The sequence below is a fragment of the Corynebacterium sp. genome, assembly GCF_022712195.1.
GTDB lineage: Bacteria > Actinomycetota > Actinomycetes > Mycobacteriales > Mycobacteriaceae > Corynebacterium.
Genome location: NZ_JALAGY010000041.1, coordinates 1 through 14,645, shown reverse-complemented (window position 1 = coordinate 14,645; position 14,645 = coordinate 1). Strand labels below are relative to the sequence as shown.

Below are 14,645 nucleotides of genomic sequence, written 5' to 3'. Positions count from 1 at the left end.
GAATCGGGGTGAACTAGACGAGCTTCTTCGACACGAGGTACTCGACCAGCTTGTTGCCGCCGTCGCCCTCGTCGGTGATGATCTCGCCAGCGGTCTTCTCCGGCTTCGGCGCCGCGTTGGTCACCGAGGTGGACGCCGCAGCCAGACCGACGTTCTCCGGGGCGACGCCGATGTCGGCGAGGCTGACTTCCCGGATCTTCTTCTTCTTGGCGGCCATGATGCCCTTGAAGACGGCGAAGCGCGGGGTGTTGGCCTTCTCCGTGACGGAGACGATGGCCGGCTTCGGTGCCTCGACCGTGTAGACGCCGTCCTCGGTGACGCGCTCGCCGGAGACCTTGTCACCGGTGACCTCCAGGGTACGCAGGTGCGTCAGCGCAGGGATCTGGCGGTACTCGCTGAGCAGACCGGGGACCGCACCGGCGACACCGTCGGTCGACGCGTTACCGGCGATGATCAGCTCGATGTCGTCGACGAGGTTGAGTGCGTTGGACAGGGTCCAGGCGGTACCGAGCGCGTCGGAACCGGCGAGGGCGTCGTCCGTGACGAGGATGGCCTCGTCGGCACCGAGGGACAGTGCCTTGCGCAGTGCGTCCTTGGCACTGGCCGGACCGACGGAAAGCACGACGACGTTGCGGTCGCCACCAGCTTCCTTGAGCTGGAGTGCAGCTTCTACGGCATTCTCGTTGATCTCGTCGAGGACCGCGTCGGCGCTCTCACGATCGAGGGTGAAGTCGTCATCGGTCAGCTTGCGCTCGGAATAGGTGTCCGGCACCTGCTTGACCAGAACCACGATGTTCGACATTCATAGGCCTTCCTGCTTGGGGTGCTTTTCTTCGCTCAGAAGTCTACCTGCGATTCACCGTGATGTACCCCACATGGGGATCTTCGCCCGGGCCACGTCACCACGGAAACGTCATTACCTGCGATGATGCCGGCCGGTGTGCGGAAAATCATTTATTTATCACTACCCCCGCAGGTGTAGTTCCCCGGCGATGACCGCCACCGCCGTGTCACCGATCCTGGTCACGACGACGGTCAGCTCACGGCCGCCCCGCCCCTTCGTCAGCTTCATCCTGCGGCGCAGCACGTCGGGGTCGACGTCCACACCACGGACCAGGACCTCCAGCCGTCCGCACCCCAGCGCCGTCAGGGCCGGCCTCAGCTTCTTCAGCGGCACCCGGTCGAGCACCTCGAAGATGCGCTGCCCGGGCGCCGACCGTCCTGCCACGACCGCGTCCAGGGAGTCACCGCTGAGGTAGGCGATGTGCGGGTCGAGACGCCACCACCCCAACGCCGCGGCGTACTGACGCACCAGACCGGCACGGACCACCGCACCGTCCGGGTCGAGGATGTACCGGCCCAGCTCCCCGACCTCCTCGGACTCCGGGTCGTCGGAGGTCAGCACGTAACGTGCACCGTCACGGAGCACCACCGCCCGCCGGTCGTGCCGGGCCAGGTCCGGGGAGTACAGGCAGGCCTCCTTCACGCCGCCGTCGACACTGACCACGTCCACCTGACCGGCCCAGTCACTGTAGTCGATCCCCGGGGCGCACTTCACCGCCAAGGCAGACCCCGCATGCGCCGCCACCAGGTCCGGCAACGGCGGCAGCAGGTCCCGGGGGTCACGGATACGACCACGGGAGGTCCGCCGGGCCGGATCGGCGACCACCACGTCCACCCTCCCCGCGGCGAAGGCGGGGACCACCGCGTCCGCACGCACCAGGCCGACCCGCCGGGACGGGACCCCGGAGACCACCATGTTGTGCCGGGCCATCGCCAGTCTCGCCGGGTCCAGGTCACCACCCAGGACGGTGCCGAACCGGCGGGAGAGATGGAGGAGCTCCGTGCCCACCGAGCAGGTCACGTCGGCGACGACGGGACCGTCCCCCGCCGTCCCCGCGCCCAGGACGTCCGCGAGGAAGGCCGCCCGCTCAGCGGCCACCACGGCCGGTGTCGCCTGCTGGGCGGACTCGCCGCACACCAGCCAGTCAGCCGGCACCTTGCCGCCACGGACCGCGGCACGACGCGCCGTCACCAGCTCACCGAGTGCCCGGGCCCGCTCCCCGTACCGCTCCCGCAGCACCGCGGTGTCCCGCAACCTGCTCGACGCCGTCAGCTCCAGCTGCTCCGCCTCCGCCACGGCACCGGGGTTCTCCGTGAGCCAGTGGACCTCCTCGACCGTGTACGTCACGCGAACGGGGACGGAGGCAGGTCCTCCGGATCGACGGCGAACTTCATCCCCGGGGCGAAGACCCGCTCCGGATAGCCGTACATCCGGGTCTCCAGGAGGTAGTACTCGGCCATGTAGGGCTCGTCGACCGGCTCACTGCGCACCGGGTCGACCCGGAGAGTCTCGGCGAAGTCGAGGACCTCACCGACACTGCGGAAGGTGTCCAGCATCTTGAGCTGCGCCCACGTCGGCGGCATCAGGTTGATCTTCCTGTTACGCCAGCCGTCCAGCAACGTCGCCGGCCGGAACCAGCCGGTCGACGACGCCTCACGGGTGTCGCCGTAGGCCTCCTGCCCCTCCGGCATCGCCGCGACGAAGAACGCGGTGTCGTACCGGATCGGCTGCGACTCGGGGGTGACCCAGTTCGCCCACGGGCGCAGCAGGTCACCGCGCAGCACCAGGTCGTGCATGCTCAGGAAGTCGGAGAACGCCAGCCGGTGCTGCTCGAGCTCCCGGCGGAACGGCAGGTACGGGGTCGTGTCCCGGACCGGGCCACTGCCGTTTCCCGACGACGAACCGGCGTACCCCGCCAACAGCGTCCCGGTCTCCTCGAAGGTCTCGCGCACGGCCGCGCACACCAGGGCGCGGGCCAGGTCAGGGGTGGTCCCCAGCCGTTCGGCCCACCACTGCGTCGACGGACCCTGCCAGCCGATCTCCGGGGAGTCGTGGCCGTCCCCGTCCACGTCACCCGGGAGATCCCTGGCGTCCACTCCCCCGCCCGGGAACACCGTCATCTCGGCACAGAAACGCATCGTGCTCGCACGCTCCTGGACATACACCTCAGGGCCGCTGAGGGTGTCACGCAGCAGCATCAGAGTCGAGGCATGACGGGCAGGCACCGCCACACCGCCGTTCCCCTCCACAGCAGCGGCCCCGTCGCGTTCGTCGCCGTCCCTGCTGTTCACACTGCCGTCCACCATGCCCTCCACCATAGCCGTCCCCGTCTCCTCGCGCCGTCGCCCCGGTCTCCCCCGTCTACCGCGCCCGGTGACTGCCGCCGTTCCTCGTCCGCCGTGCGAAGTAGCGTCCGCCGTCGACGGTCAGGGAGATCGGCTGGTGGTACGCCCTGGTCAGGTTCTCCGAGGTCATCACGTCCTCCAGCAGCCCCTGCGCCACCACCTTCCCCTCGTCCAGGATCATCCCGTGGGTAAACCCCGGCGGGATCTCCTCGACGTGGTGGGTCACCATCACCGTCGCCGGCGCATCCGGATCCGCGGCGAGCTCGCCGAGCATCATGACCAGGTCCTCCCGGCCACCCAGGTCCAGACCCGCCCCCGGTTCATCGAGCAACAGCAGCTCCGGGTCGGTCATCAACGCCCGGGCGATGAGCACCCGCTTACGCTCCCCCTCACTCAACGTCGCCCACCGCTGGTCACCGAGGTGGACCGCGCCCATCTGCTCCAGGATCTCCATGGCGCGGAGTTCGTCGCCGCGGTCGTACTGCTCACGCCAGCGGCCCATCACGTCGTAGCCGGCGGAGATCACCAGGTCGATGACCCGCTCCTCCCCCGGTACCTGGTGCGCGACCGCCGCCGACGACATTCCCACCGCGGTACGCAGCTCCCGGACGTCGGTCCTGCCCAGGGTCTCCCCCACGATCCTCGCCGTACCGGACGACGGGTACTGGCGTGCACCGGCGATCGTCAGCAGCGACGTCTTCCCCGCGCCGTTCGGCCCGATGAGGATCCACCGCTCATCCACCTCGACCTGCCAGGTCACCGGGTGCAGGACATGCCGTCCGTCCCGGACCATGGTCACGTCACGGAGATCCAGGACGAGGTCCTCGTCCAGGGCGTCGGCGGTGGCGGGTGTCGAGATGATGGTGTCGTTCACCCTTCCCATCGTGCCCTATCCGCGTCCGCGACGGCGGAACAGGGGTCCCCGGCCACTCAGAACAGGGCGGAGGCCATACGGGTCCGGGCCGCGATGACGGCCGGATCCGCCGCGTCGTACATGGAGAAGATCTCCAGGAGCCTCTCCCGGGCGGCGTCCCGGTCGTCCCCGGCACTCGTCCGCATCCGCTCGATGAGGGTGTCGAACGCCTCCTCACGGGCCCCCGCCAGCAGCAGGTCGTCGATCTCGTCGGACTCGCCCGTCGCCGAACGTTCGAGCAGCACGGCCGTCACCCGGGCCGCACGGGCCTCGGCGACGGTCTCCGCGTCCGCCGCGCTGTCGGCGATGATCCGGTCGTAGACGGCCACCGCACCGGGGTAGTCCTCGGCGTCCAGCAACGCCGCCGCCTCGTCGAACCGGGGGTCGCCGCTCCCGGCACCGTCCGCACCTTCACCCTCGGCGGCCCCGTCCCCGTCAGCCCCGTCAGCCCCGTCCTCCCCGGGCAGCCCCGGAAGCCGTCCGTCCACGGCACGGACCACGGCGTCCACGAACTGCGCGATCTGCTCCGGGGGCTGGACGCCCTCGAAGTTCGTCAGCGGCCGACCCCCCGCCAGCGCCAGAACCGTCGGGACGGCCTGGACCTGCAGCGCCTGGGCGATCTCGGGAGTGGCGTCCACGTCCACCTCACGGAAAACCCACTGCACCGGCTGCCCGGAGGAGTCCTGCGCCTCGGCGAGCCGCGAGAACTCCGCGGCCATGTCCGCGCACCCCTCGGCACGCTGACTTCCGAGCAGGAGGATGACCGGTACCTGGGTGGAACGGACGACAAGATCCTGTTCGAAGCTCTCCGGGGTGACCGTCGCGCTACGTGCGACCCGCACCCCGCTCTCGGCCTCCGCCCTGGAGCGTTCCGCCGCCCGCTGGCGTTGGTCCGCAGCCTCCTTCACCGCGCCGAGATCCACGGCACCTGCCGCGAAACGGTTCGGCGCAGCGGGGCCGCCCTGCTGATGATGTCCCGGATGATTCGGTGTCGTCATGGCGCCCAATCTTAGCGCCGACCGGTCCGTCGCCGCTCCCAGCACCCGGAGTGCCAGTGCCGCCGGTCGTCGCCACCGCGGTGGGAGTCCGGCCAGGCGACGACATGTGCCACACCGGGCGGGATGTTCTGGTTGCACCCCGGGCACACGTAGTACTTCACCGCGGCCTGTGCGCCGATTCTCCTGACCAGGTAGCTCTCCGCCCACCCGGACGTCCCGCCCGCCCAGGACGGGGCGTCCTCTCGGCGCGTACCCAGGTAGGACGCCCCGTCCCGACGCATACCCGTGTCCTGCCGCGGCTGTCTCCGGTTACGTCTCGGCATGGCGCGCGGCCGTCCCCTCAGAACAGGCGGAGCTCATCGGACTCCGCACCACGCATCGCCTGGTAGTCCAGCGTCACGCAGCGGAAGCCCCGGTCTTCCGCGAGCGTCCTGGCCTGAGGCTTGATCTCCTGGGCGGCGAACACTCCCTGGACCGGGGCGAGCAGTTCATCACGGTTCAGGAGGTCGACGTACCTGGACAACTGCTCCACCCCGTCGATGCCGCCGCGGCGTTTGATCTCCACCGCCACGGTCCTTCCCTCGGCGTCACGCGAGAGAATGTCGATCGGCCCGATGGCCGTGGGGTACTCCCGGCGGACCAGCGTGTACCCGTCCCCGAGGATGTCGATCTGCTCGGCCAGCAGTTCCTGGAGGTGAGACTCCACACCGTCCTTCACCAGGCCGGGATCCTCCCCCAGGTCGTGGGACGTGTCGGAGTACACCTCCCAGAGACGGATGGTGAGACGCTCCTTCTTCGGGTTCTCCACCGTCCACAGCGACGTGACACCCTGGTCCGCCATGTCCTGCGGGACGTCGTCGGAACCGACGACGGAGAGGGTGCAGGGCGGTGTCATCCAGTTGAGCGGTTTGTAGGCACGGTCATCGGCGTGGATGCTCACCGAGCCGTCGGCCTTGACCATGATCAGGCGGTCAGCTTCGGGCAGGTGGGCCGCCAGGCGCCCCTCGTAGTCGACAGAACAGCGGCAAATGACCAAACGCATGGGGAACAGGCTACCGCATCCCGAACCGCCGGCCGTGCGCCCACCCCGCAGGCCCACCGGGCCACCGCACTACCGGATACCGCGCTTGCGCAGTGCACGCATGTCCGAACGCACCATACGTTCAGACGGAGCAGACTCCAGCCAGGAGACCAGGGCGGTGTCCCCGGCGTCGTCGAGCGCGACCTCCCACGTCCTGGACCCGTCCAGCAGCGTCATCACGTGCAGTTCCGACTCCAGGAACGCCGACTCCCGCCGGGTGATCGGACGCCGGTCGGTGATCTCGGTGCGGTGGCGGCTCAGCTGGAGGTCCGACTCCGGGCGGATCGACCGCAGCTTGTAGACCCTGGCGATACCGCTCCCGTACACAAGAACCCCGTGGCGCCAGTGCCTGCCGTCCGGGCTGGGAAGGCTTCTGACCACCACGGGGATCCCCCTGCTGCGAAGGGTGAGGAATCGCGCTCCGGCGATTAACGCTCCACAGGCGAGCACGATCACCACGACGGTGACCAGAATGTTCAACAGCACCAGGTACGCCCCTTCTCGGTCGTCGACCACCGACGGCAGTCACCCGCCGGTGGCGTCGCGCCTCCGAACTTTCAGACGATGTTACCGCCGTCCCGGAGCTGCACCAAAAGGGCGTCGGGGCCGTCACCATGACGAACACCGGGCCGGCCCCCTCGTGACGAGGAGACCGGCCCGGCGACTGGTGCAGCGGCTGTCAGCTCTCCTGCAGACGCTTCACGGCGCGAAGTTCGGACTCTGCCAGCTCCCGCTCCTCCTCCGTCGAGGCGTCGCGCACGCGCGCCTCGGCGTCGGCGGCGTCGACCTCGTGGGCCCACAGCGCGGAATCGGCCAGGATGGTGATCTTCTCCGTGGACACGGACAGGAAGCCTCCCTGTACCGCGGCGACGAGAGTCTCGCCCTCGGTGGTCCGGATGACCACGACACCGTTCTCGACCAACTGGCCGAGCAGCGGCTCGTGGCCGGGCAGCACGCCGATCTCGCCCTCGGTGGTCTGTGCGGTGACGGAGGTGGCCTTGCCCGACCACAGCATCCGCTCCACGGCCACCAGTTCAGCGGCAATCTCAGCCATGTGCGTGACCCCTTACTTCTCGGTGAGCTTCTTGTAGGCGGCCTCGACGTCGTCGAGTCCACCCAGACCGTCGAAGCACTGCTCCGGGTAGGCGTCGAACTCGCCGTCGCAGATGCGCTCGAAGGCGTCGATCGTGTCCTCGAGAGGCACGAAGGAACCGGGGATGTCCGTGAACTTCTGCGCGACGAAGAAGTTCTGGCCCAGGAACCGCTCGATACGACGTGCACGCTGGACGGTGATCTTATCCTCTTCGGACAGCTCGTCCATACCCAGGATGGCGATGATGTCCTGCAGTTCCTTGTTCTTCTGCAGAATACCGATCACACGCTGGGCGACCGCGTAGTGGCGGTCGCCGACGATACCGGGCTCCAGGATGCGCGAGGTCGAGGTCAGCGGGTCCACCGCAGGGTAGATACCCTTCGAGGCGATGGCACGGTTGAGCTCGGTCGTCGCGTCCAGGTGGGCGAAGGTCGTCGCCGGAGCCGGGTCGGTGTAGTCGTCGGCGGGCACGTAGACGGCCTGCAGAGACGTGATTGAACGGCCCTTGGTCGAGGTGATCCGCTCCTGGAGCACACCCATCTCGTCCGCCAGGGTCGGCTGGTAACCCACGGCGGAGGGCATACGGCCCAGCAGCGTGGAGACCTCGGAACCGGCCTGGGTGAAACGGAAGATGTTGTCGATGAACAGCAGCACGTCCTGGTTCTGAACATCGCGGAAGTACTCCGCCATGGTCAGGCCGGACAGCGCCACGCGCATACGGACTCCCGGGGGCTCGTCCATCTGGCCGAAGACGCGGGCGGTGTCCTGGAGCCCACCCATCTCCTCCATCTCCAGACGGAGGTCGGTGCCCTCACGGGTGCGCTCGCCGACGCCGGCGAACACGGAGGTACCGGAGAACTCACGGGCGATACGGGTGATCATCTCCTGGATGAGCACGGTCTTGCCCACACCGGCGCCGCCGAAGAGGCCGATCTTGCCGCCCTTGACGTACGGGGTCAGCAGGTCGATGACCTTGATGCCGGTCTCCAGGAGCTCGGTCTTGCCCTCGAGCTGGTCGAAGTTCGGGGCGTCGCGGTGGATTCCCCACTGCTCGCCGTCGCGGCCGAGGCCCGGCTCGTCGAGGCAGTCACCGAGGGCGTTGAACACGTGGCCCTTGACGACGTCGCCGACCGGCACGGAGATCGGACGGCCGGTGTCGGTGACCTCGGCGCCACGGACGAGTCCGTCGGTCGGGGCCATGGAGACACCACGGACGATGTTGTCACCGAGGTGCTGGGCGACCTCCAGGACGATGGTCTTGGCCACCGCTTCCAGAGTCACCTCCACCTCAAGTGCGTTGTACAGTGCCGGCAGCGCGCCGCGCGGGAACTCCACGTCGACGACCGGTCCGATGACTCGGACCACGCGACCGGCAGCAGTCGATGCGGCGCTGTCGCGCTGCACCTCAGTAGCTGTAGTCATAGTTAGTCACTTTCTCCGCTGTCGGCGAGCGCGTTGACGCCACCGACGATCTCTGAGATTTCCTGGGTGATCTTTGCCTGACGCAGCTGGTTGGCGACGCGGGAGAGGTCGTTGACCAGCGCGGTGGCGTTGTCCGTCGCAGCGGACATTGCGGTACGGCGGGCAGCGGACTCGCTGGCGGCGGCCTCCAGCATCAGGGCGAAGATGCTCCGCGAGACGTACTGCGGCAGCAGTGCCTTCAGGAGAGCATCCGGGTCCGGCTCGAACTCGACCTCGGCCGACACCTGGTCGGTGCCGTCGGACAGCATGTCCTCGCCGACGTGCAGGGGCTCGTCGTCGACCTGGGTGGCGATCGGCAGCATGCGGATGGCACGCGGCGTCTGCGTCAGCATCGACTCGAACTTCGTGTACACGACGTGCAGTTCGCCGAAACCGGGCACCTCGGTGTTCTCCGGGGTGTTCAGGCCCTCGCGCCACTGCGCGGTGCCCTCGTCACCGGCGGTGAAGCCGTCGATGAGGTGGCGGCGGAGCTGGTGCGTCGCGGTGTAGTCGGGGTCCTGGGAGAACCCTGTCCACGATCCGGCGACCTCTTCCCCACGGAAGCTGTAGAAGGTGACTCCCTTGGAGCCGGCGACGTACAGGACGACGTCCTTGCCCTCGCCCTCGAGCCGCTTGCGCAGCTCGGCGGTCTTCTTCAGCACGTTGTGGTTGTAGCCACCGCACATGCCACGGTCACTCGTGATGACGAGGATAGCCGCACGCTTGGCTTCCGCCTCGACGTCCAGCATCGGGTGGTCCAGTGAGGACGCCGATGCGAGACGCTGGATGACCCGAGTGATCTCGTCGGCGTAGGGCTGGGACGCGTCCACGCGAGCCTGCGCCTTGGTGATCTTGGAGGTCGCGATGAGCTCCTGGGCCTTCGTGATCTTCTTCGTCGAGTTGACGGACTTGATCCGCCCCCTCAGTTCGCGAAGTGTTGCCATCGCTGCTACCTCCCTTCTTCTGTGTACTCGGTCTGTGCAGTCATCGTCTCAGTTACCCGCGCCTACTTCTTGCGGGAGACGGTGATCTGGGACTGATCGAGATCTTCGTCGGCCAGTGCCTTGGCCTCCGGCTCGTTGATGACCGGGGTGCCGTCGGTGGTCTGGAAGCTGCGCTTGAACTCACCGGTGGCCGAGACCAGGGTCTTCTTCGAGTCGTCGGACAGCGGGGAGCCGCCCTTGATCTGCTCGTAGACGTCGGCGTTGTTGGCGTGCAGGTACTCCCACAGCTCAGCCTCGAAGCGACGGACGTCCTCCACGGGAACCGTGTCGAACTCGCCCTCGCCGGCCAGGAAGATGGAGACCATCTGGTCCTCCACCGCCTGCGGCTCGGTCTCGCGCTGCTTGAGCAGCTCGACGAGACGCTCACCACGCTCCAGCTGTGCCTTGGAGAACTCGTCCAGGTCGGACGCGAAGGCCGCGAAGGCCTCCAGGTCACGGTAGGCGGCGAGGTCCAGACGCAGGTTACCGGCGACCTTCTTCATGCCCTTGGTCTGGGCGTCGCCACCCACACGGGACACGGAGACACCGACGTTGATGGCCGGACGGACGCCCTGGTTGAACAGGTCGGACTCCAGGAAGACCTGGCCGTCGGTGATGGAGATGACGTTGGTCGGGATGAAGGCACCCACGTCGTTGGCCTTGGTCTCGATGATCGGCAGTGCGGTCATCGAACCCGCGCCCATCTCGTCGGACAGCTTCGCCGCACGCTCCAGCAGACGGGAGTGCAGGTAGAAGACGTCGCCCGGGTAGGCTTCGCGTCCCGGGGGACGACGCAGCAGCAGGGAGATGGCACGGTAGGCCTCGGCCTGCTTGGTCAGGTCGTCGAAGATGATGAGGACGTGCTTGCCCTCGTACATCCACTGCTGACCCAGGGCCGCGCCGGCGAACGGTGCGAGCCACTTGAAACCGGCGGAGTCGGATGCCGGGGCCGCCACGATCGTGGTGTAGTCCAGGGCACCCTGCTCCTCCAGGGTCTGGCGCAGCGCGGCGATGGTGGAGCCCTTCTGGCCGATCGCGACGTAGATGCAACGCACCTGCTTCGTCGGATCCCCGGACTCCCAGTTCTCGCGCTGGTTCAGGATGGTGTCGATGCAGACGGAGGTCTTGCCCGTCTTGCGGTCGCCGATGATCAGCTGACGCTGACCACGGCCGATCGGGGTCATGGCGTCAATGGCCTTGATGCCGGTCTGCATCGGCTCGTGCACCGGCTGACGCTGCAGCACCGACGGTGCCTGCAGCTCCAGGGCGCGGGTCTCGGTGGACTCGATGTCCCCGCGGCCGTCGATGGGCTGACCCAGGGGGTTGATGACCCGGCCGAGGAAGTTCTCGCCGACCGGGACGGACAGGACATCGCCGGTCCGCTTGACTTCGTCGCCTTCCTTCAGCGACTCGTAGTTACCCAGGACCACGACGCCGATCGAATCGGTCTCGAGGTTCTGTGCGACTCCGATGACGCCGCCGGGGAACTCAAGCAGCTCGTTGGTCATCACGGAGGGCATGCCAGAAACCTGGGCAATGCCGTCCGCTGCCATCGTAACCACGCCGACCTCCTCACGGGAGGCCTCCGCGGAAGTGCTTGAGGTGTAGTTCGCAATCGCGCTACGGATCTCATCGGAGGAGATCGTAAGCTCCGCCATGTTCTTCCTGCTCTCGGTATCGTCTTCCAGCATTACGTGAATTATCTTGTCGATCGAGGTTCTATCCGGGACGACTAGACGAGGGCCCGACGCAGACGCTCCAGCTTTCCGGCTGTGCTCCCGTCGATCACTTCGTCGCCGACCCGGATGACCGCTCCACCGAGGAGGCTGGTGTCAACCTCGGAATGGACGGACATCGCGGAACCGTAGATCTTCTCCAACTTCTGGCCCAGTGCCTGCTCCTGTGCCTCCGACAGCGTCGCCGCAGAACGGACGCGGGCAACCCGACGTCCGTCCAGGCCGGCAGCGAAGTCGCACAGTGCGTCAAGGTCCTCGACCGGACGGCTGACGGGACGGCCGACCACCTGGAGCGCAAGCGCCTCGGTGATCGCGCTGACGTGTCCGTAGAGGACCTTGGCCAGCAGTTCCCGACGCTTCTCTCCGGACGCGAGGCGGTCCGCCAGGAGCATCTCCAGCTCCGGCTCCCTTTCGAGGAGACGGGCGAGATCGAAGAGCTCGGTGGCGACCTTCTCGCGCTGACCCTGCTCATGGGCTGCACGCAGCAGGGCACGGCGGCCCAGCTCGACCAGCCCGTGGCGCAGGTCCCGGGTGTTGGACCAGGTGCCCTTGACGACCTGCGAGACAGTCTCGCGGGTCGTGTCGGAGACCTTGTCCGCCAGCAGCCCGTCGGCCAGTGCGGCGCGACGGTCGGCCGGAACAGTCTGGTCCACCAGAGCCGTGCGCAGGGACCGGTCACTGTCCAGGAGGTCTGCGACCTCGAACAGCTCGGAACCGGTGGTTGCGCCGGCCGCGGCGGTGTCGGTGGCACCGGACAGTGCACCGTCCAGCGACTCAGTCAGCTGGTCCAGGGTTGTTCTGCTCGCTGCGTGCACGGGCCTCACTTCCCCGATCCGACGCTGTCGAGATCAGCGAGGAAGGAGTCGATCGTGCCGGAACGCTTGACGTCGTCCGACAGCTGGTCGCCCAGCAGTCGTTCGGCGAGGTTGATGGAGTTCTCCCCCATCTCCTTGCGCAGGTCGGAGACGACGGCCTCGCGCTGCGCGAGCAGCTGCTTGTTACCGGCCTCGATGATGCGGTTGGACTCGTCGGTCGCCTGGGTCTTCATGTCAGCGATGATCTTCTGACCCTGCGAGCGGGCGTCGTCGCGAATCTGGGAGGCTTCGGTACGGGCCTCGGCGAGCTGCGCGTTGTACTTCTCCAGCGCGGCCTTCGCCTCGTCCTGTGCCTGCTCGGCACGTGCGATGCCACCCTCGATCTGGTCGGTGCGGTCAGCCATGACCTGCTTGACCTTGGGAAGCACGAACTTCCAGAAGATCACGAAGATGATGATGAAGCTAACGAGGGACCAGACGATGTCATACGACTTGGGGAGCAGCGGATTGATCTCCTGCTCCAACGGCAGCTCTTCGGCCGCCAGAATGAGGTAGTTCGTCATAGTCTCCAGCTTTCGCTCTTGAGTGTGAAGGTCTTGTCACAGTGCCCCGGTGACGGGGCGCCGCACACTAGAACAGGAAGCCGGCGACCAGGCCGATGAGGGCGAGAGCCTCGGTGAAGGCGATACCCAGGAACATCGTGGTGCGCAGCTGGCCGGCCATCTCGGGCTGGCGAGCCATGGCCTCTGCGGTCTTGCCGACCAGGATACCGATACCGACACCGGGGCCGATGGCGGCGAGGCCGTAGCCGATGGTGCCGAGACCCTCGAAGTTGGTGGTGGTGTCCTGGGCGAGGAGCAGCAGGTCGTTCATTAGGATTCCATTCCCTTTCGTGGTGCCCCACCCTGTTCCGCGGTTGCGGGCCTGGTGGACGGGGCGAGAATTTTATGTGTGGATGTCGGGGGTCAGTGCTCGTCCGCGTGCAGCGACTGTTCGATGTAGACCGCCGTCAGCAGGCTGAAGATGTAGGCCTGCAGGAAGATGATCAGCATCTCGAACAGAGTGAAGGCAAGCGCGGCGACGAGCGTTCCTCCAGCCAACAGCGTCCAGCCGTTGAGCTGCCAGAAGAAGAAGTTCGTGGCGCCGAACAGCAGCACGAGAACAATGTGGCCGGCCAGCATGTTCGCCATGAGACGGATGGTCAGGGTGACCGGCCTCAGGACGAAGGTCGAGAAGAACTCGATCGGGACGACCAGCAGGTGCAGCGCCGGGGGCAGGTTCGGGATGACCACGGAGGACTTCACGAACTTGCCGAAGCCGTAACGCTTGGCACCCGCGTAGATCATGGCGACGTAGGCCACCGCCGCCAGGACGATCGGCATGCCGACCCTCGCATTGGCGGAGACGTTCAACGCCGGAATGATCGCAGGCAGGTTACCGATGAGGACCACGAAGAAGATGGTGGCGATGATCGGCAGGAACCGCCGGCCCTCCTTCTTCCCCAGGATCTCTTCGGCGATGTGCACGCGGACGAAGTCGACCGCGTACTCTGCAACGTTCTGCGCACCCCTCGGGATCAGCTTCGGATTACGGAAGGCATACAGAAAAAAAGCCGCCAGGATGACGATCATCAGAAGACGGATGACCATCAGGCGGTCTACTGCGAAGATGCCGTTCGCGAAATCACTGAACCAGAGCTGGCTGGGATCCACTTCCCCCGGGAAGAATTCATGCTCCATAGAAGGCGCGTGGAATTCGCCCTTCATGGCCAAGGTTGTAACGCTCAGCGTTCTCTCCCGTGGTTTGGGCCGCGTGATTGTGGTCAGGCGGTGCGATGGAGGATGTCAGGAGTTCCCGGAACCGTGGACTCCGTCGCACATCCGCACGGTACCGGGGGTGATATACCAGGCTTGCTCGCGGGCACGCGTGTCTACACGGGCCCGCCTACCTGATTACCCGCAGGAGAGCATACCAGCCGTCCGTGCAGGTACGCGAACCAACTCCCCCCGGCCCCCCGAAGCGGACGCGCGGCACCGCCCGGGTGCGCGGACTCACCCCCGGGTCACACGTTCGTCACGTTGGTCCGGATGATGCCTACGGTCTCCGCCCCCAACGCCACCACCAGTGCCGCGATCACCGTGACCCCCATCGCCGTGTGGTCGAAGAAGTCCATCTCACGCAGCACCAGGAGGACACCGAGGACGACCACGATCTTGATCAGCCACGACCCCAGGGTGACCACCATGGTGGTCTGGGGCGAGGTGTTCGAGGTCAGCAGCACCACCGCGACCGTGGCCAGCACGAAGCCGCCCCCGAGGGCGGCGCCGGGGAGCACCCCCCCCCCGCCCGCGGGGCCGCGGCCGGGGCCCCCCCGGG

At 67.1% G+C, this 14,645-nt stretch carries 16 protein-coding genes and 1 pseudogene; all 17 read right to left on the bottom strand.

Annotated features, from left to right (window positions below; translation table 11 throughout):
- Positions 1-13: 13 nt before the first annotated feature.
- Positions 14-802, bottom strand: a complete 789-nt coding sequence (locus Q0A34_RS05400) for an electron transfer flavoprotein subunit beta/FixA family protein (RefSeq protein WP_291478986.1) — start codon at positions 800-802, stop codon at positions 14-16.
- Between the two features lie 162 nt (positions 803-964).
- Positions 965-2,191 carry a class I SAM-dependent methyltransferase gene (locus tag Q0A34_RS05395; RefSeq protein WP_291478985.1) on the bottom strand — a complete coding sequence of 409 codons (1,227 nt, stop codon included), beginning with the start codon at positions 2,189-2,191 and terminating at the stop codon, positions 965-967.
- Complete coding sequence (locus Q0A34_RS05390; RefSeq protein ID WP_291479010.1) at positions 2,188-3,042, bottom strand: NUDIX hydrolase; 855 nt, start codon at positions 3,040-3,042, stop codon at positions 2,188-2,190. The genes Q0A34_RS05395 and Q0A34_RS05390 overlap by 4 nt, the downstream gene beginning before the upstream one ends.
- Before the next feature lie 163 nt (positions 3,043-3,205).
- The gene (locus Q0A34_RS05385) at positions 3,206-4,072 is read right to left on the bottom strand and encodes an ABC transporter ATP-binding protein (protein ID WP_291478984.1); all 867 of its coding nucleotides are present in this window, start codon (positions 4,070-4,072) and stop codon (positions 3,206-3,208) included.
- Between the two features lie 47 nt (positions 4,073-4,119).
- Positions 4,120-5,100 carry a tetratricopeptide repeat protein gene (locus tag Q0A34_RS05380; RefSeq protein ID WP_291478983.1) on the bottom strand — a complete coding sequence of 327 codons (981 nt, stop codon included), beginning with the start codon at positions 5,098-5,100 and terminating at the stop codon, positions 4,120-4,122.
- 11 nt (positions 5,101-5,111) lie between these two features.
- On the bottom strand, positions 5,112-5,423 hold the full coding sequence (locus Q0A34_RS05375; RefSeq protein WP_291478982.1) for a hypothetical protein: 312 nt from the start codon (positions 5,421-5,423) through the stop codon (positions 5,112-5,114).
- Between the two features lie 17 nt (positions 5,424-5,440).
- Positions 5,441-6,142 (bottom strand): endonuclease NucS, encoded by a 702-nt coding sequence (gene nucS / locus Q0A34_RS05370; protein ID WP_291478981.1) that lies wholly within the window; start codon positions 6,140-6,142, stop codon positions 5,441-5,443.
- Positions 6,143-6,211: 69 nt separating this feature from the next.
- A complete protein-coding gene (locus tag Q0A34_RS05365) occupies positions 6,212-6,667 on the bottom strand; it encodes a DUF2550 domain-containing protein (protein ID WP_291478980.1) in 456 nt (151 codons plus the stop codon).
- 193 nt (positions 6,668-6,860) lie between these two features.
- Positions 6,861-7,235 (bottom strand): F0F1 ATP synthase subunit epsilon, encoded by a 375-nt coding sequence (locus Q0A34_RS05360; RefSeq protein ID WP_291478979.1) that lies wholly within the window; start codon positions 7,233-7,235, stop codon positions 6,861-6,863.
- A gap of 12 nt (positions 7,236-7,247) precedes the next feature.
- Positions 7,248-8,696, bottom strand: a complete 1,449-nt coding sequence (gene atpD / locus Q0A34_RS05355) for a F0F1 ATP synthase subunit beta (protein ID WP_291478978.1) — start codon at positions 8,694-8,696, stop codon at positions 7,248-7,250.
- Positions 8,697-8,698: 2 nt separating this feature from the next.
- Positions 8,699-9,679 (bottom strand): F0F1 ATP synthase subunit gamma, encoded by a 981-nt coding sequence (locus tag Q0A34_RS05350; protein WP_291478977.1) that lies wholly within the window; start codon positions 9,677-9,679, stop codon positions 8,699-8,701.
- 62 nt (positions 9,680-9,741) lie between these two features.
- A complete protein-coding gene (gene atpA, locus Q0A34_RS05345) occupies positions 9,742-11,376 on the bottom strand; it encodes a F0F1 ATP synthase subunit alpha (protein ID WP_291479009.1) in 1,635 nt (544 codons plus the stop codon).
- Between the two features lie 74 nt (positions 11,377-11,450).
- Positions 11,451-12,269 carry a F0F1 ATP synthase subunit delta gene (locus Q0A34_RS05340; protein WP_291478976.1) on the bottom strand — a complete coding sequence of 273 codons (819 nt, stop codon included), beginning with the start codon at positions 12,267-12,269 and terminating at the stop codon, positions 11,451-11,453.
- Positions 12,270-12,274: 5 nt separating this feature from the next.
- Positions 12,275-12,832 (bottom strand): F0F1 ATP synthase subunit B, encoded by a 558-nt coding sequence (locus Q0A34_RS05335; protein WP_291478975.1) that lies wholly within the window; start codon positions 12,830-12,832, stop codon positions 12,275-12,277.
- 67 nt (positions 12,833-12,899) lie between these two features.
- A complete protein-coding gene (locus Q0A34_RS05330; RefSeq protein WP_291478974.1) occupies positions 12,900-13,142 on the bottom strand; it encodes an ATP synthase F0 subunit C in 243 nt (80 codons plus the stop codon).
- Positions 13,143-13,234: 92 nt separating this feature from the next.
- Positions 13,235-14,035, bottom strand: a complete 801-nt coding sequence (gene atpB, locus Q0A34_RS05325; RefSeq protein ID WP_291478973.1) for a F0F1 ATP synthase subunit A — start codon at positions 14,033-14,035, stop codon at positions 13,235-13,237.
- A 296-nt stretch (positions 14,036-14,331) separates the two neighbouring features.
- Positions 14,332-14,645 (bottom strand): annotated as a pseudogene (locus tag Q0A34_RS05320) (hypothetical protein); the annotation flags it as partial.

Excerpts from the sequence above, each read along its gene's own strand:
- atpA (WP_291479009.1), bottom strand. The coding sequence starts at position 11,376 with ATGGCGGAGCTTACGATCTCCTCCGATGAGATCCGTAGCGCGATTGCG.
- Q0A34_RS05375 (WP_291478982.1), bottom strand. The coding sequence starts at position 5,423 with ATGCCGAGACGTAACCGGAGACAGCCGCGGCAGGACACGGGTATGCGT.
- Q0A34_RS05390 (WP_291479010.1), bottom strand. The coding sequence starts at position 3,042 with ATGCTGCTGCGTGACACCCTCAGCGGCCCTGAGGTGTATGTCCAGGAG.
- Q0A34_RS05350 (WP_291478977.1), bottom strand. The coding sequence starts at position 9,679 with ATGGCAACACTTCGCGAACTGAGGGGGCGGATCAAGTCCGTCAACTCG.
- nucS (WP_291478981.1), bottom strand. The coding sequence starts at position 6,142 with ATGCGTTTGGTCATTTGCCGCTGTTCTGTCGACTACGAGGGGCGCCTG.
- atpB (WP_291478973.1), bottom strand. The coding sequence starts at position 14,035 with ATGAAGGGCGAATTCCACGCGCCTTCTATGGAGCATGAATTCTTCCCG.
- Q0A34_RS05335 (WP_291478975.1), bottom strand. The coding sequence starts at position 12,832 with ATGACGAACTACCTCATTCTGGCGGCCGAAGAGCTGCCGTTGGAGCAG.
- Q0A34_RS05380 (WP_291478983.1), bottom strand. The coding sequence starts at position 5,100 with ATGACGACACCGAATCATCCGGGACATCATCAGCAGGGCGGCCCCGCT.
- Q0A34_RS05330 (WP_291478974.1), bottom strand. The coding sequence starts at position 13,142 with ATGAACGACCTGCTGCTCCTCGCCCAGGACACCACCACCAACTTCGAG.
- Q0A34_RS05360 (WP_291478979.1), bottom strand. The coding sequence starts at position 7,235 with ATGGCTGAGATTGCCGCTGAACTGGTGGCCGTGGAGCGGATGCTGTGG.
- Q0A34_RS05385 (WP_291478984.1), bottom strand. The coding sequence starts at position 4,072 with ATGGGAAGGGTGAACGACACCATCATCTCGACACCCGCCACCGCCGAC.
- Q0A34_RS05400 (WP_291478986.1), bottom strand. The coding sequence starts at position 802 with ATGTCGAACATCGTGGTTCTGGTCAAGCAGGTGCCGGACACCTATTCC.
- atpD (WP_291478978.1), bottom strand. The coding sequence starts at position 8,696 with ATGACTACAGCTACTGAGGTGCAGCGCGACAGCGCCGCATCGACTGCT.